The 17,325-nt window shown below is 42.0% G+C and carries 15 protein-coding genes and 2 riboswitches; of the genes, 4 read left to right on the top strand and 11 right to left on the bottom strand.

The features are described 5' to 3' along the window. The first annotated feature begins 207 nt into the window (after positions 1-207). From TV75_RS19090 to TV75_RS19080, 3 genes are all read left to right on the top strand, one after another. Positions 208-1,641: an alanine/glycine:cation symporter family protein gene (locus TV75_RS19090; RefSeq protein WP_044340395.1), complete on the top strand. Its 1,434-nt coding sequence runs from the start codon at positions 208-210 to the stop codon at positions 1,639-1,641. A 117-nt stretch (positions 1,642-1,758) separates the two neighbouring features. Then, positions 1,759-3,207, top strand: a complete 1,449-nt coding sequence (gene cls / locus TV75_RS19085; protein WP_044340394.1) for a cardiolipin synthase — start codon at positions 1,759-1,761, stop codon at positions 3,205-3,207. 84 nt (positions 3,208-3,291) lie between these two features. After that, on the top strand, positions 3,292-3,552 hold the full coding sequence (locus tag TV75_RS19080; protein ID WP_044340393.1) for a DUF2533 family protein: 261 nt from the start codon (positions 3,292-3,294) through the stop codon (positions 3,550-3,552). A 73-nt stretch (positions 3,553-3,625) separates the two neighbouring features. On the opposite strand, the gene TV75_RS19075 is transcribed toward TV75_RS19080, so the two are convergent. The 3 genes from TV75_RS19075 to TV75_RS19065 form a co-directional block, all read right to left on the bottom strand. Next, a complete protein-coding gene (locus TV75_RS19075; protein ID WP_052504622.1) occupies positions 3,626-3,898 on the bottom strand; it encodes a DUF2187 family protein in 273 nt (90 codons plus the stop codon). Between the two features lie 188 nt (positions 3,899-4,086). Further along, positions 4,087-4,695, bottom strand: coding sequence for a hypothetical protein (locus TV75_RS19070; RefSeq protein ID WP_044340392.1), 609 nt, complete (start codon positions 4,693-4,695; stop codon positions 4,087-4,089). A 151-nt stretch (positions 4,696-4,846) separates the two neighbouring features. After that, positions 4,847-6,019 carry an MFS transporter gene (locus TV75_RS19065; RefSeq protein WP_044340435.1) on the bottom strand — a complete coding sequence of 391 codons (1,173 nt, stop codon included), beginning with the start codon at positions 6,017-6,019 and terminating at the stop codon, positions 4,847-4,849. 372 nt (positions 6,020-6,391) lie between these two features. Further along, positions 6,392-6,496: riboswitch (SAM riboswitch) on the top strand. Positions 6,497-6,589: 93 nt separating this feature from the next. On the opposite strand from TV75_RS19065, the gene TV75_RS19060 reads away from it, so the two are divergent. Continuing rightward, on the top strand, positions 6,590-7,906 hold the full coding sequence (locus TV75_RS19060; RefSeq protein ID WP_044340391.1) for a Na+/H+ antiporter NhaC family protein: 1,317 nt from the start codon (positions 6,590-6,592) through the stop codon (positions 7,904-7,906). 618 nt (positions 7,907-8,524) lie between these two features. Here TV75_RS19060 and TV75_RS19055 read toward each other — a convergent pair. The 8 genes from TV75_RS19055 to TV75_RS19020 form a co-directional block, all read right to left on the bottom strand. Further along, positions 8,525-9,280 (bottom strand): (S)-benzoin forming benzil reductase, encoded by a 756-nt coding sequence (locus TV75_RS19055; RefSeq protein WP_044340390.1) that lies wholly within the window; start codon positions 9,278-9,280, stop codon positions 8,525-8,527. A gap of 160 nt (positions 9,281-9,440) precedes the next feature. Next, complete coding sequence (locus TV75_RS19050; protein WP_044340389.1) at positions 9,441-10,808, bottom strand: LVIVD repeat-containing protein; 1,368 nt, start codon at positions 10,806-10,808, stop codon at positions 9,441-9,443. 200 nt (positions 10,809-11,008) lie between these two features. Next, entirely contained in the window at positions 11,009-11,794 is a 786-nt protein-coding gene (locus TV75_RS19045; protein ID WP_044340388.1) for a divergent polysaccharide deacetylase family protein, read from the bottom strand. 120 nt (positions 11,795-11,914) lie between these two features. Continuing rightward, entirely contained in the window at positions 11,915-12,388 is a 474-nt protein-coding gene (locus TV75_RS19040) for a helix-hairpin-helix domain-containing protein (RefSeq protein WP_044340387.1), read from the bottom strand. A 14-nt stretch (positions 12,389-12,402) separates the two neighbouring features. Next, the gene (locus TV75_RS19035) at positions 12,403-14,382 is read right to left on the bottom strand and encodes an ABC transporter permease subunit (RefSeq protein WP_044340386.1); all 1,980 of its coding nucleotides are present in this window, start codon (positions 14,380-14,382) and stop codon (positions 12,403-12,405) included. Between the two features lie 139 nt (positions 14,383-14,521). Next, positions 14,522-15,232 (bottom strand): EAL domain-containing protein, encoded by a 711-nt coding sequence (locus tag TV75_RS19030; protein ID WP_044340385.1) that lies wholly within the window; start codon positions 15,230-15,232, stop codon positions 14,522-14,524. 58 nt (positions 15,233-15,290) lie between these two features. Then, positions 15,291-15,371, bottom strand: a riboswitch (cyclic di-GMP riboswitch). Between the two features lie 102 nt (positions 15,372-15,473). Continuing rightward, on the bottom strand, positions 15,474-16,058 hold the full coding sequence (locus TV75_RS19025; protein ID WP_044340384.1) for a DNA-3-methyladenine glycosylase: 585 nt from the start codon (positions 16,056-16,058) through the stop codon (positions 15,474-15,476). 122 nt (positions 16,059-16,180) lie between these two features. Next, entirely contained in the window at positions 16,181-17,233 is a 1,053-nt protein-coding gene (locus TV75_RS19020) for a DmpA family aminopeptidase (RefSeq protein ID WP_044340383.1), read from the bottom strand. Positions 17,234-17,325 lie beyond the last annotated feature (92 nt).

Here is a 17,325-nt window from a genome sequence, read left to right as displayed (position 1 = left end):
GACCGGAATATATTATTTTAGAATAATTCATCTAACTCTACTTTAGACCCACCCCATTGAAAAATCCCTTAATTATTATGACAAAATAGTTCGTCCTCCTAAATACCTAACTGGTAATATTTAAATATTCAGATAATAACTTGACTTTTATTTTAAATTTTCAGATAATGTTAAGCGTAACCGACACAAATTTCTGAGGGGGTTATCATGGATATTTTAAACAATTTAGTCACGGAAGCAAATTCAATATTATGGGGGTATGTTTTAATAGGAGTACTCCTCATTTTAGGATTATACTTCACTATCGGATCTAAATTCGTTCAAATTCGCCACTTTGGTGAAATGCTTCGATTATTAGGAGATAAAGATGTAGTCGAGGCGGAAGGGGAAAAGCAAATATCATCCCTGCAAGCATTCTTTATTGGAGCAGGTACTCGAATTGGTACAGGTAATTTAGCAGGAGTAGCCATTGCCTTAGCAATTGGGGGACCTGGAGCTGTCTTCTGGATGTGGCTTGTCGCCATTCTGGGAGGAGCCAGCGCCTTTGTCGAAAGTACACTGGCCCAGATTTACAAAGAAAAGGATAAGGTTGGATTTAAAGGCGGCCCCGGCTACTATATGAAGAAACAACTGGGCAAGCCCTGGATGAGTTCGATCTTTGCTGTCACCATCATCCTTTCCTTTGGGACAACCTTTAACGCGGTTCAAAGTAACACCATCGCAACGGCTTTTAGTAATTCATTCGGAATCAATACGTTTGTTATCGGTATTGTGTTAGCCGGTTTGACTGCACTCATCATCTTCGGGGGCGTTAAACGTATAGCGACCTTTTCTTCCATCATTGTTCCAATCATGGCGGTCTTCTATATTGTATTAGCTTTATTTGTAGTCATTACGAATATTACGGAAATGCCGGGAGTCATCGCACTTATTTTCAAAAGTGCATTTGGATTTGAACAAGTGGTTGGTGGCGGAATTGGAGCCGCGATTATGAACGGTGTAAAACGAGGACTATTCTCTAATGAAGCTGGTATGGGTAGTGCGCCGAATGCTGCCGCTACAGCATCTGTTTCTCATCCGGTCAAACAAGGGTTCATTCAAGCACTTGGTGTATTCTTTGATACGCTGCTCGTTTGCTCTGCAACCGCGTTTATCATCTTAACCTCAGATGCGTACGGTTCCGGACTGACAGGTATCGAGCTATCTCAAGCAGCCATGTCTGAGCACTTTAACTCATGGGCTGGTATTTTCTTAGCGATTGCGATCTTCACCTTCGCCTTTAGTTCCATCATTGGAAGCTATTATTACGGGGAAGCCAATCTTCCATTCATCAATAAGAGTAAGACCGGACTTCTGATATATCGCTTTATTGCTTTGGGAATGGTGATATTCGGTTCTGTTGCAAGCCTTGATATTGTTTGGAGCTTGGCAGACTTCTCCATGGCATTAATGGCCCTTACCAACTTGATTGCCATCGGTATTTTAGCACCAATTGCCTTTAAAGCCTTGGACAACTATATGAGTCAGCGTCGACAAGGGTTGGACCCGATCTTCTATGCAGATGATATTCCAGGTTTAAAGGGTGTCGAAAGCTGGCCAACACGCGGACGCGAGATGAGTAAAAAAGCTGTGAATGAATAAAGAATCCTACCGAACAGAGCAGGCTGACAGTCTGCTCTGTTTTTCTTTGTCATTTTTTTCTATTCCATTCTCAGGTATACTACTTATAGAAAGCTAGTTAAAGGAGCCTTACATACTATGAGTATCCTATCTACTCTTTTAGGGGTTTTATTTGTTCTTAACCTGGTCCTCGCTGGCGTCATCATTTTCCTGGAGCGAAAAGATGCCGGTGCGACCTGGGCATGGCTTATGGTCCTGTTTTTCATTCCCCTTCTTGGCTTTATTCTTTATTTAATCTTTGGTCAGAACTTAAGCAGAAAGCGCTTATTCGACTGGGAAGATATGAAGAAAATCGGCATTGAAGATTTGATTCAAAAGCAGATCCACTCCCTGAAAGAACACCGATTCCCTTTTAAAAATGAAACGTCCTCCAGATATCAGGACCTTATTTATATGCATCTCTTGAATAATGAAGCTCTTTTGACCCAGGATAACGCAGTACAGTTGTTCACTCATGGGGAGGACAAATTTGAGTCCTTATTAGAAGACATGGATGCAGCACAGGATCATATACATCTTCAATATTATATCTTTAAGAAAGACCACTTAGGTAAGCGAATCCTGGAGAAGCTTACTGAGAAAGCTAAACAAGGCGTAAAGATCCGCGTTTTATATGATGAAATGGGCTCGCGGCGCACAAGAAGAGGATTCTTTAAAGAACTTCTTGCTGCAGGCGGTGAAGTAGCGGTGTTTTTCCCTTCGAAAATCCCCTTTATCAATCTCCGCCTAAACTATCGTAACCACCGAAAGCTGGTGATTATCGATGGGAAGGTCGGGTATGTAGGCGGCTTTAATATTGGGGATGAATATTTGGGCTTGAATCCTAAGTTCGGTTATTGGCGGGATACTCATCTGCGGATTGTCGGGAGCTCAACACTTGCCATGCAGACACGGTTTATTCTGGATTGGAATCAAGCCAGCCGTTCGAAGAAGATTGCCTACGATTTACGATACTTCCCGCAGTCTTCCTTTTCCGGCCATGTCGGAGTCCAGATTGTGACGTGCGGTCCCGACTCTGAATGGGAGCAGATAAAAAATGGATATATTAAGATGATTTCTTCAGCGAAGAGGTCCATTTATATTCAAACCCCCTATTTCATCCCGGACGTGAGCCTGTTGGATTCATTAAGGATTGCCGCGCTTACGGGAGTGGATGTACGCATTATGATTCCAAACAAGCCTGACCACTTATTTGTCTACTGGGCGACTTATTCCTATATCGGAGAATTACTGAAGGCAGGAGTGAGAATATATATTTATGAGAATGGCTTTATTCATGCCAAAACCATCGTAGTGGATGACACCATTTCTTCTGTCGGTACAGCCAATATCGATGTTCGAAGCTTTCGCCTCAACTTTGAAGTCAATGCCTTTTTATATGACCAAACTCTCTCTGAAAATCTCAGTGCTGTGTTTATAAACGATATTGAAAAGAGTAGAGAATTGACACTGGACGGATATAATGAAAGACCTTTAATGATTAAACTGAAGGAGTCGATTTCAAGGCTCCTGTCCCCTATCTTATAGAAGTAGTATTTGGACATTGCCATGAGTAGGTTGATAAAGGCATAATAGAGGGTATAATGCGTCAAATCAGAGAGGGATGAAATCATGAGTGTACATAAAGACATTTCAAAACATTCTAGTAAACAAAATCAACTGGTTCAACAGTTTATGCTATTGGATGAACGTAGAGAAAAAGAAATCGACGAAGCTGTCCAGCTTTGTTTAGCTGAACAACCGTTTACAACGGATAAGATTAATCAGGTGACCAATGAAATCAACGCCCTTGCCCGACAAGGTGTCGTGCCCCAAAGAAAGCTTGTCACCACTAAAATGGTTGAGGAATATGTAAATAGTAAATTAAAATAAAAAAGATCCTAAGACGTCTTAAGCCATGCTCATGGTGAAGGCGTGTTGGGATCTTTTTCTTTGCGGAGGGGGCTTAGGCTTTTAATGCGCTATTCCACCCATCATATACAAATACAGGTTGTGAATCATTTTCAGCTCTTTCAATGACGACATAGTTTTTATGTGCCACAACGGTTTGGTCGTCTGGTAAATCCAGCTTTTTTGCCACATCTTTATCCATTTTGACGATGACCGTGTTTTCTCTAAGAGTGGTCACCACACCATTGATGACATTCTTCTTTCTTTTAAATTGGACGGTATCTCCAAGGTTGGCATTATCTTTTGAGTAGACGAATGTATTCTCCATTTTAAAATCCCCTTTTCTATAGATTAGACGCTATTTTTATTGGTATTTTAGAAATTAATAACTATTAATCGATGCATTTAAGAGATTACTTTTTAAATATCTTATCCTACTTGTACCACAATTCAAGATGATCAAAACCTTTTCATATTACTTTTTTGAAGACCGTTGCCGTTCGTCTTTTGGATAATTTATTCTGTTGAACGGTCGGTTACCATGACTTTGAATACATACGCTTTGTCTGCTTCCAGGATTCCTCCTGAAGGCTTACCCTTCTCATCAAGGGTTAACCCTGAAATTTGACCGTCTTCGGTTCCTGCAATAGCATACAAATATAGGGGCTGACCTTTCTCTAAGGTGGTTTTTTTTGAAAGAAGACTGCTAAAGGTATATCCACTAGGTCCGAAATCATTCACCATGGTAAACGTTCCACCTTCACTGCCATGTATAAACTTGAACTTTTCCTCATCTGAAGTAAATCCAAAGGATAAGAGAGACTGCTTGAATAGGTACTCCACTTGATTAGAAGAAAAAGGATCGTTCTCCACAAGTTTTCCATTTTCATATACCTCAAGCGTCTTTTGCAGATCATCACCTTCTCCAAGATTTCCGTCCATCTCAAAATATTGAATATCCTGAATCCCGGTGAACATAATCAGCTCTTTTTCTTTTGCGTTTACTTCATAAGGTTCAATCGTGAGTACTGTCTTGCTTGATCGGTCTTTTTGAAATGTCTGCTCGGGTGTACATGCTGTAAGTAAAAGGACTATCCCTATTATGAAAACCCATTTGATCCTCATTATGTCATCACCCACAAAATAGTTTGCTTCTATATATTATTATACGCCGGTATAGGTAAATCCTTCCTATATTATAATTTATTTAAATTTTCTAACAAATAGAAAAGACGTCTAAGAGAGAGACTCTCATTAGACGTCTGGAAATAATAAATCAATAGGCAAGTGCATTCTTCTTCTCTTCTTTCATGAGAACGAAGCAAAGGAAAATACCTAATAGGGATAAGACTGCGAAGAATAAGTACACCGTGTAAATGGAATACGTTTCATAGATAAAACCACCGACAAAGGTACTGAACCAATTCCCCAACCCGTTTCCGATTGCTGAATACACGGTAACGGCTGTTGCTGTAATATGGGAAGGAGTGATTTCTTTAATGTAGCGCAATCCGGCCGGAATGAATAGCCCTATGGCCAGACCTTGCATAACCGCCGATGAATAAACCAGCCAAAGGCTTGGCTCTGTAAAGTAAAAGAGCCAACGGAGCATGGACGCAGCACCCGCTAACGCAGCAACTGTTAAAAGTCCGAACCGATCAATCCATCCCCCGGCAATCCTCATAAAGGGCACTTCTGATAAGACAGCGATTAAAAACGCAAGACCGATTCCGGCATACGTCCCCCCAGAATCCTCAACAAATAAGCCGAAGTAAACATTATTGGCCAGGTTTGGACCGAATACTAAGAAGGTTACAGCTAAGAAAATGAGGAATTTCTTCATTGTAAATAATTCTTTCATCCCTGCTTTTAAATCAAGCTTTGCTGCCGCTCTCTCTTTAGGAAACCGAAAGGAAAGGAATCCTGATAATACTAGACAGATAAAGAAAGAGTAAAAGATGATGGTGGGACCGATGAAACCTTCCGAAAGTTTCCCCATCATAAAGACAGCAATCCCGAAGCCCAATGAACCGAACAGACGGATATTACCGTAGTTATACCGGACTTTACTTGTATACTTCAAGCTGATACTATCTGATACGGGAATGATTGCACTTTGAAAAATTGCGACTAGAATGGCCACTAGAAGCAGGCCATAGTAAAAGTCCATAAACAAGTAACCGAGTGCAAAGATTCCCGCCACTAAAGAGGTTAAACCAAGAACCACGGTAGGACGATTAGTTGTGTCACTGACCATTCCCCAAATAGGCTGGAAGAAAATCATCATGATGGGACCTACAGACATGATCGTTCCAATCTGATAACCATTTAACCCTACGCTTTCGCTCAAATACACACTGAGTAAGGGATATAAACTACCTACACCGAAGAACGTTAATAAATAGAACCCTTGCAAGGTAAAAATTTGATTTCGTACATTTCTTTCCACTACCGTATCCCCCAAGATGTTTTTGTCTTCCTTATAGTAGACCTTGAACGTTCAATTGTCCATGAGTTTATGCCTTATTATGGATAAAGTCATGTTTTCCAAAGCTCTTTCCGGCGTTCTCGTCTTATGCTTGTCGGGACTGAACGAGCCGCCTTCGCTTTTGGTTCATCCAGCTGCGGCGGCTAGTCCCTCGAGGTCATAAGCCAATAACGCTAAAAAGGCAAATGGCGCCTTTCCAGCGTTCTTGTCTTATGCTTGTCGGGACTGAGCGAGCCGCCTTCGCTTTTGGTTCAGAAAAATTTCCCGTTTGACTTTTTCGAGTAAACCCTTTAAAGTATGGAAGTATATTTTAAATCAACTAAATAACATATCTTCTTATCCAGAGAGACGGAGGGACTGGCCCTGCGATGTCTCGGCAGCGGACTCATATTGAGTGCTGTGCCACATCCAGCAAGCGAAATGCTTGAAAGATAAGGGGAGTGTTTCGTTCTATTGAAACCTCTTCTTATTTATTTGGGAAGAGGTTTTTTGTATGTTAGTAAATTGAACGATGACAAAGGAGTGTTAGGAATGAATCAAGAAAGAGGAAATCTATTGGCATTACTGCCTTTAATCATATTTGTTTCTCTGTTCCTTGGAGCAGGCATCATTTCAGGAGACTTTTATGCCTTTCCTGTATTAGTATCCATTATCATTGCATCCGTTGTAGGTCTGTTGATGAACCGAAAAGAAACGTTAACGGCTAAGATTGAGCGTTTCGCTAAAGGAGCCGGTCATCCTGATATCATGATCATGGTCTTTATCTTCCTTTTAGCAGGGGCTTTTTCAGGAGTAGCTGAAAAGATGGGCGCTGTTGATTCAACCGTGAATTTTGCCCTTTCCGTGCTGCCTGGTAACTTGATCATTGTGGGATTATTCATTATCGCTGCTTTCATTTCGTTATCGATGGGAACATCTATGGGGACGATCGCGGCACTCGCGCCAATCGGTGTCGGGATTAGTTCAGGAACAGATATTTCTATGCCCCTTGCCATGGCAACGGTCATTGGAGGTGCGATGTTCGGAGATAACTTATCATTTATTTCTGATACAACTATTGCAGCTGTTCGTACACAGAAAACGGAAATGAAAGATAAATTCAAAGTCAACTTCTTTATTGTATTACCTGCTGCCATCGTCACAATAGTGATTCTCCTTTTTCTTACTATGGGGAATCAGTCGACTGTCGGAGCGGAAAGCTTTAATTGGATCAAAATTCTGCCTTACCTTGGAGTTATCATCGGTGCTCTTGCAGGATTAAATGTGTTTGTCGTTTTGTTAGGCGGAATTGTTTTAGCTGGAATCATTGGATTCATTGATGGAAGCTTTACCCCAGCCAGTTATTTCGGGAGTGTAGCCGATGGGATGACTGGCATGGCAGAGATTGTTATCCTTTCTGTGCTGATAGGCGGAGTTGTCGAACTCATTCGCCATAACGGCGGAATTCAGGCTTTACTTTATCACGCCACTCGCAAAATCAAGTCTCCTCAGGGAGCACAGCTTGCTACAGCAGGATTAGTAAGTTCTACTAATCTTTGCACAGCAAACAACACGATCTCGATCATCATTGCCGGCCCGCTTGCTAAAACGATCAGTGAGAACTATGGCGTTGATGCCCGGAAATCAGCCAGTATCCTTGATATTTTCTCTTGTTCCGTTCAAGGATTGATCCCTTACGGAGCACAGGCTCTGTTAGTGGCTGAAGTTGCAGGCATATCACCGATCAGCATCATTCCATATGCTTTCTACCCTGTCCTGATTGCTGTTTGCGGACTTATTGCCATTCGATTTGCACTTCCTAAGTTCACTCGCAAATCAGCACCTGATGCAAATCCGGTTCGATCTTAATAGATGAGAGTAGAGAGACAAATCCTTTGGGGTTTGTCTCTTTTTTTGATACTCTCTTTTCGCAAAGATTGTTGCTTTTTAACATAAGCACTGTTAAGGCTCTGTCAATTAGTGAGTGCTGGATGGTGAGGGGAACTGCTCCGCTTTCCGCGGACGTTCGGCCGAGCCTCCTCAGCTTCGCTTCCGGGGTCTCGGCACGCCCGTACTTCCGCAGGAGTCTGCGCAGTTCCCCTCACCATCTTTTACAGTTTTTTTGTGACAGAGCTTCAAACTGTGCTAGAAAACAAAATTACTTAAAAGATACTTCCTTAAGAGAAACAATCTCTCCTTAACTTAAATGAGATTGTTTGCTAGAAAGCTTCTTTTAATTGTTTTCGATTAAGGATTCATGCTCAGAAAGTTGATTGGAGCGGAAGGATGCTCGACTCCTGCGGGAATAGCTGGACAGGTGAGACCCCGGAGGCGCAGCCGAGGAGGCTCACCGCCAGCCCCGCGGAAAGCGAGCATCCTGGAGCGGAAATCAACTAGTACTTTCTCTTCTATAATAACAACAAACTTTACGAAATGAGCTTTTTGATAAGAAAAAAGCAGATCCCCTTCCAGGAATCTGCTCTCTTTTTATAATAAATCATTTACATGATAAAGCTTGCCACTTTCAAGTTCGCTTTCTGTCACAAGCTTAACCAGCGCATCCGCCACGGTATTTGTTTCACGGAGCATTCCTTCCTCTTTATAGCGCTGAAAGGATTCGACATCGGCAAAGGCTTCTTTCGAGGATGAACGGATTTCTCCTTGCATGTCTGTATCCATCACACCCGGGCTGAAGGCAATCACTTGATGTCGGCTATGCTTTTTAGAAAGCTCTAAGCTTACAGTTTCTGTCAGCATGTTCACACCCGCCTTGGTTGCGCAGTACGTACTCCAGCCATATACAGGGCGACTTCCTGCTCCAGAGCTGATATTGATCATGATCATCTTCGAGTCAGAACCCCGGGCTGCTTTTATCATCTCATTGGTTGCGATCATGGGAGATAGTAAATTCACATGCACACTCGTTTCAAGAGCTTGGTTCTCTACTTCACCAGAAGGGTTGATTGGTGTCACCACACCGGCATTTTGGACAACATACACTTTGCCAGGGTTATATCCAAATACCTTTTTACCAGCTTCACGGAAGACCGCTTCTGTTTCTCCTGCTTTTGCAAGATCGCACGGTAAGAAATCATACGATACCTCTTTATCCCCGGCAAGCTTTCGCAGTCTTTCATTATCTGATCGCGAAACATTGATCAGCCCTATGCCCTTTTCGATAAAAAGCTTGGCAATCGACTCTCCCAAGCCTCTTGTTGCTCCTGTCACAATTGCATAATCCATATCGGCTCATCTCCTTCTCACCTTCTGATTATAAGGGAGAGTCTTCTATTTACAAAAAAATAAGCATTGGTTTAATATAACATTTACAATGGAGATCAAATTCTTCCGCTTAAGGAAGCTCCACGACAAAGAACGACTTTATCGCAGAGCCATTAGGGATTTACTCTGATTTATTATTTTTCTGAATCACCTTTAAACCTGTTCCCATGTCGGAAGCAAGTATATAGTTCCGGTTAGCAAATACGCCCCATACAAATGAGTTTTCCGGTACATATCTTCCGATCTCTTCTGGCTTTGAAGGATCGGAGATATCAACCGCTCTTACTCCTCCAGCATAGTGGGAAAGGTAGAGGGTGTTCCCTACTACTTTAGGATCATGAACTGTGTTTGCAAATGTAACCCCATCCTCGACATTGTCGACTAAATCCGTTTTGAAATCACTTAATAATTTAGGGTTGGATCTATCTTTAATATCAAAGATTCTCGTATACCCGTATGACTCTTCATACCCTTCTCTTTTAGGAGCATAGACCTCTCTCGTCTCAATAAGCACGGTTCCCCCTTTCGCTACTTGGGCAGAGTGGGCAGAACCTTGTTGTAGTGAAGCAAATTCAGTACGTCCTAAGTACTCAGGATTGTCCGGGTCGCTTATGTCCAGCATGATTGTCCCTAAATCCCAAAATGACAGGAATGCGGTTTGTGCATTCTCATCCGTCATGACACTATGGTTGAAAACAGGACGGACCTTGCCGTCGGGTGCATTCCAATGATAGCCATTAAAGTCATCCGGAACTTCATCAAGTTGTCTCGGATCGAATTCATAAATCGTTTTCGGGTTGGCAGGGTCCGTAACTTCTACTAGTGAGAAATCCTTCTTTTCCCCATGTGTGTAGTAATCCGCATAATTGCTTGCTGCCAGTACAAATGCTCGGTCTCCCTGTTTCGCCAAGTACAACTCGTGGGTACCCGATGCTCGCTGATCAACTGCCCAGAAACCTAATTTCTTAGGATGATATGGATCTGTTACATCATACAATAGTACTCCACCAACCGAGTCAGGGTTACTTCGATCGAGCCGTTGTACACTTACCGCAGCTAAATCACCTGTAAAATCCTTCGTATTCACTTGCTTTACAACAACTTTTTCCTGCCATGTACCCGGAATTTCATCTCCAAAAGAAGCAACTTCAATCGGGTTTGAAGGATCTTTTAAGTCAAATACTCTTACGCCACCGTTTCCACCATTACTTGTATGGGTTCCAACATAAGCAAAATTTTTATGGGCATAAACATCTGCGGTATTATTCTGAACTCCATCCTTTTCTTTTAACTGGACAGCCGCTACTTCGTTCCAGCCGCTCACGTTTTTACTTCCTTCTAACTGCGGGATGACAGCAAGACTACCGGCTTCCGCTCCTTTTTCAATTGAAACATCGTCTAATACGTCATGGGCAGATGCGGTTGGCGTAATCATAGCTAATCCTAATGCACCAATAAAAACAGATTTTAGTAGAAGATTTTTTTTCATTTCACTAACAGCCTCCCGGACTTTATTACCATTAATTTCTTTTTATGGTTTTATATGTTTTAACATAGAAGAGAAGACTTGTCACCAAATCCATATGAAAACAGATGAAAAGGACTACTTATTTTCGTAATATTTAGAATGTTTAGTTCGATTGATAGGGATAAAACTAATCCTTTCTGACCACAAAAAAAGCACACCATTTAAGGCATGCTCTCATCAATCAAATGATACTCAGGTATTAAATCTGACAGGGGGACAATGGATGCTTTTTTCTCATAGAGAGGAATAAATTCTTCGAGCATTGTGGCAACCTTGATCCCTGTAACCCCAACATGACCAATGGCAATGGTTGAGTTGTCACTGTCTAATTCTTTCGAAAGAATCTTGGCTTGCTTTCCGATATGCTGGATGGTATAGACATCATCAAAGAATAATTCGTTTTCAAGAAATGGAACGCCTAATTCTTTTGCAAGCTTGGGAATGACACTCTTTCCCGTTGTTTTACTATCCAAATAAAATAACCCCTTATCCTTGCATACCTCTAAAACGATCCTCATGACCCTCTCATCGGCAGTGGCCCTTGATCCCATATGATGATTGACTCCTACTGCATAGGGGACTTCTCCGATCGCCTTTTCTACTCTTTTCCGGATTTCGTCATTTGAAAGCGAAGTGGTAATCGCCCCGGGGCCAAGCCAGCTCGCTTTCCCTGACATCGGTTCCATGGGTAGATGGACGATGACCTCATGCCCAAGCCCATGTGCCTTTTCCGCATCTGTCCTGGTTGTTGGCAGAAAGGGCATAACGGCAATCGTCAAGGTGACGGGTAAGTTCAGGATCTCTTCTGTTCCCTTCATATCGTTACCTAAATCATCAATAACGATTGCCAGTTCATTATGATGGGCTGGAAGGGGCAGGATGTTTCGGGCTGAAACGGAAGCATGAAAGGAAATAGTCATTAGTAAACAGAGGAACAGGATCCTCATCTCTCATCACTCCTTTTCCTTTATCATGTCCATTTTGAGGAGGATATACGAATGAAGTCCGTCCCCGAAGAGAGCGTAAATAAAGGCAGGAAGCTGATTGTGGCTTCCTGCCTTTTTATATTATGTGGTCCGTCCCTCATCCCAGGCCTTCGTTGGGCGGTCACTGGGGTAACCGTGGGTATGGCGGTAGGTTTTTCTTTGGGTGGTGAAGTCCCACCAGTTTTTCTTGGATGCCGGATTGTTTGCGTGGTGGACGACGCACCTGAGGGAGTCTTCCACGCATGGGTCCATCCAGACGCCGTACTTCTTTTCCAACTGTATAATGAGGTCTTCCCCTTTTTCATCCTTGATGTCTTCGAAAGAATGATAACCAAGATCTTCAACCACATTATGCGCCATATTCGGTCCGATCGACGGAATTCGTTGAAAAATGGACATGCCGACTAAATACCGGGCTCTAGCAATAGAAATGTCTAATTTTTTACTTATTACATCGGGAGACAGTTCGAAGATGTCTCCCAGTCTGATCTTCTCTTTACGAAGTGCCGATCTTTCCTCGTCGGTTAGTGGTAATTTAGGACTCTTTCTACTCACTCTCTATCTCCCCCCTATCCCTTAAAGGATTGTTCCCGAACCAAATGAAAATCTTCCGTCACTGGACGGTAGGTTTTATTCTTGACCAGCTTATGTTTGTTCTTAATTGGAGTGTTGTTTACCAATACACCTACCTTCGTTTGCTGGATTTCCTTGACACCTTGCACAATTAACTGCATGGCGATGATGGCAATCATAAAGGCTGCTAACGGTGCAATGACAATCCAGTACTTTCCGGTCATTAGGGAATCTTTAGTGGAACTGATCAGACCAGACCATTCAAACGTTCCTGATTTCGGAGGATCGGGTACCAGTCCTCCTGTAATGATCGTTCCACCCAAGAACAGATGAAATAAACCCAGATGGACAAGGATGAGAAGGGTTTGGATAAATTGCTGCCCCCATATAATGAATAATCTTGGTGCCAGGTGCGGGAATAGATGCGTCCATAGCAAATGCCGGTTACTTCCCCCTAAGAGCTTCGCCGACAGAACAAAATCCTGTTTTCCTAATAATTTCAGTTCATTCCCTATTAAAACCGTCGTTAACGGCAGCACAAGAATCGTTAACACGACAGCTTCAAAAACGAGTCTTTCAAAGATGGAGTGTTCCCATCCCAAGACGGGCAATCCCCATAGAACTGGTCGTAAAAGAAGATAGGCAATGAGACTTAAAGGCAGGAAATGAATGGAATCCACCATTCGATCAAGCCAATTTTTCCTGTTTTCTTTCAAATAAAAATGATAGGCAATACCTAGATAGAATCCACCTATAACCCTCAGTGAAGCGACAACCAATGCAAATAAGAGGGTATACTTTGCCCCCACGATCAGTTGATCGAGGATGCTATAACCGAAGAAATCCGACCCTAATATCATCTCTCCAAATGGTTTATGTGGAGGTGCGCTGATGATTCGTCCCTCATCGTTCTTCATAAACTGAATTTGTTTAATCGGATCTTCTTTCAGCATTGGATAAAGGAAGCTCGTAACAATTAAAAGAAAGATGACACTGAACCCGATGGCAAACTTCCCATTATGCATATGCTGCCACCAAAGCCGGCTAATAGTAGAAAGCCGGCTCCATATCTTCCATTCATTCCACTTCGTTTTATCTTTTTTAAATTTGGTATGATCCACACTGACTTCCCGATTAATCCACAGATATACACCTTGATACACAATAAAAAAAGGCGTGTAAATCATAATCAGTGAGATGGCTATGACCATTGGTCTGAAGTCTTGGACGATGTAATACGTGATTCCTCTCATATTGAAAATCGTTTCGATGATAAATAAGCTCGACAGCATTCCCCATATAATCAGCTTTCCATGGTAAAACAGACTTGGAGAAATATTTTTCAGTACGTGAGCAAAGAGGATCCTGCCTTTCGTCATGCCTTTACTTTGGGCAAACTCAATATGTGGTTTAAGCATTTCTTCTTCCATAATAAAAAGAAGAATACGAAAGAAAGAGATCATGGGAATAATGGATAGGGTGATGATCGGAGCAAGAAAGATCTTTTCATCCCCAAACTCTGTAAATTTCATTAATTCGAAGCCGAAATGCTTTAAAACATATACAATGAGAAGCTGGAGCATAAAAGCAAACATTAAGTCAGGCACCGTCTCAAAGAGATTTAATACTTTCTTTAGAGAAGAAGCAACCCATCGGGGCAAAAACACTGTAATGATCGTAAGGATGAATGCTGTTCCCAGACCTAAACCCAATGCCCCACCGATAACCTGTAATGAATATAAATACGGTCCCCAAAGCATGTCCAGAAAATCGACGGTTACCCCTTTATATGAATAGCTCCAGTTTTCACCGTCCAAAAATACAAAAACAAACTTAATAAACTCTTCAAAGAATCCGACAATATTATACAGGCCCCTCTCCTTAAATACTTCAGGAGCAATACTCACGGCTAAAATACCAATCAACCCAAGAGTATAATAGAACATAAATTTCAGCGGAAATGTCACTAGCCTCATACCCTGATCCCCTTTTTTTCTCTTTTTCATCAGTTTAATGGAAATATTAAATGTTTTCAATTTTATTTCAATTCTGACGAAACCACTGCAGATACCACGAAAAAAGGTGACTCCTATAGTTCAAAGTCACCTTTTTCATTTAAGCTAATAACCGACTCGGCCTTCCAAGATAAAAGCCCTGCCCCATTGTAATCCCAATATCCTTTGCCACTTGCATATCCTGTTTGGTTTCAATTCCCTCTAATACAATCAACGTGTCTTTACCGTAGAATTGATTAAAAAAAGACAGGAATCGTTGTTTCTTATCATCTTGTGACAGATTCAGGGCAAAAAAGCGATCCAGTTTAATAATTTCCGGTTCATATTCAATGGATTTCTTGATGGAGGATGTCCCTTGACCAAAGTCATCGATCGCATACCATACTCCATATTGCTTAAGTTCTTTAAGTGACTCTTTTAATAATGGATTCTGCCAGAGTTCCTCCGCACTCGACTCATTAATCTCCAGCACAAGACGCCCCTTTATTTCAGGATGCTTCTTCATGAGGTCATAAAAAAAGGTATGAAAGCTTGGGTGGAGAATCGTCGTGATATAAATGTTAAGAAATAACTTACAGGTCTTCAGTCCATTCTCTGAAAAGCTTTCAAGAGCCTTTGAAATGGATAAGGTATCAAGCTTATATAAGATATTCGCTTTCATGGCCGACTGAAAAACACTTTCAGGATTTTCATTATACTTGTTTCGTAACAGGCCCTCATATGCAAAGAGGGTTTGTTGCTCGCCCATTTCATATAAGGGCTGAAAATCATGATAAATATAGTTGTTTTGAAAAATAGTAAAGATGTTCATAGGACCCCTATACTCTCTATAGTTTATAAAAAAAACCACACAAAAACGTATTTCTACGTTCGTATGTGGTCGGTTGCGCTACTAGCTCCCCTAAATGTAAGCGCCCATCTATCATTTAGGTTCAAAGCTCCCATTCGAATTGTCAGTATACGATGAATTCACCTTATAAGAAAAATATACCACAAACATAGTACTTATGGGGTGGATTTTCAGTGAAAATTAGAAAATTCTTAAAAAGTCTTCATCTTGATACATAGGGATTGTCTTTAACCCAGAACCTCCACGGATAATCCCTGGCTTCTCCAGTGTTATCGATCCCTATTCGCTTTCCTTCCGCAATGTTTTCAGGCTGGTATCCTTTTGAAATGATCAGAGGCGGTGCTAAAAAGCTGCCTCCGTAATCCTTCATTGTGATACCTAACGCTTTCGTCAATTTTCCTGGACCATTTGTCCAATTTTTCTTTAAATGACCGGGCCTTCTTCTTTCCATAAGTTCCAAGCCGCCAAGGGGGTCAACGGCTCTAATGAGAATCGCTTCAGGCTTCTCTCGTTCACCGCTCACTACATTAACTAAACAATGGGTATGCATAACGTATGTATAGATCCGGCCTGCTTCATGAAACATGACTTCCGTCCGCTTCGTGCGTCTGTTTCCATAACTGTGAGCCGCCCGGTCCTCTGGTCCTAAATAGGCTTCCGTTTCTACAATATAACCTGAAGCTGTTCCCTCCTCCGTCTCTTTCACTAACACACATCCCAACAGAGACTTTGCAAGTTCCAATGTGGGCTGTTGGAAAAACGAAAGAGGCATAGGGGTATCATTCATGACTGTCACTTCCTTCAATTAAATAGTTCGTACGTATATGTAAGGTATACCCCATTTATTAATGGTTAAGTAAATTTTCATTAAAGAAAAACCTAAAAAAGGTAACAAATAAAGGTCAGGTCTTATTTCATCAGTCCATAAAGCAAATCTAAAGGTATGGCTTCCACCTTTCGATCATTCCTGCCCGTTGTGGTTTCCGCTTTACAAAGAGAGTTCCATATGGCTTCTTCTACACTATCCACCGTCATTTCAAATAGAGTGGATATGATCGGGCCGTCTTCTTTAATGAAAGAGTAAGGAATCGTGTGATCATGATCGGGTTGATGTGGAATGCGGTGAGCAGTAGAAAACGCAAGGACAATATCACCACTTCCATGTGCTGCATATGAACCCGTTCTTGAAAGACCGAATGAAGCACGTTTGGCCAGTCGTTTAAGCTGCCTTTCATTGAGAGGTGCATCAGTGGCTAAGATGATCATGGTGGATCCATCGGGTATATCCTTATTTTCCCCGGTGGTAAGGATGGGAATCTTTAAATCCTTTTTCTGTCCGAAATTCGTTAATACGAGTGCTCCCACCGTATATTTCTCTTCTCCAAAGGCATACTCCCTGGAGCTGGTCCCTATACCACCTTTATATCCTAAACATAGCATCCCGGTTCCCGCTCCGATACACCCTTCTTCAACAGGTCCGGATTGTGCATGAAGAATGGCTTCCCTGGCATCTTCAGGTTTCACATGAAGACCTCGGATATCATTGAGAAAACCATCATTGCATTCTCCCACAACGACATTTACTGTCCCTGTTGTGTCGCCGATTTCAGGTGTTTCATCCAGCATATATTGAACCGCTCCTTTTAGTACGTCCCCAACGGAAAGGGTATTCGTCAAGAGGATAGGACTTTCAAGCACCCCGAGCTCCTCCAGTTGTATCGTCCCGACTGTTTTTCCAAAGCCATTGATTACATAGCTGGCAGCAGCTATCTTCTCTCGAAACAGATTCCCTTCGTGAGGTAAGACCGCCGTGACACCCGTCCTTGCCACAGTACCGTCATGCTCATAGTGAAGAGTCTTATGACCGACTTTTACTCCCTCGACATCGGTAATACTGTTATATTCCCCACATGTATAGGAACCGATACTGCCTCCTATCTCCCGAAAACGTTTCCGTTCCATTATGAAAAACCTCCTTCTTCCTTATTACTAACTATTCGGGCAAGAAGCTCAGAACCCCTTTTAAAACCTAGAAGCAAACCCTATTTTTAACA

Origin of the sequence: Rossellomorea aquimaris (assembly GCF_000935355.1) — a bacterium.
GTDB lineage: Bacteria > Bacillota > Bacilli > Bacillales > Bacillaceae_B > Rossellomorea > Rossellomorea aquimaris_B.
The sequence above is the reverse complement of the archived record's forward strand: the minus strand, read 5'-3'. Positions and strand labels throughout refer to the sequence as shown.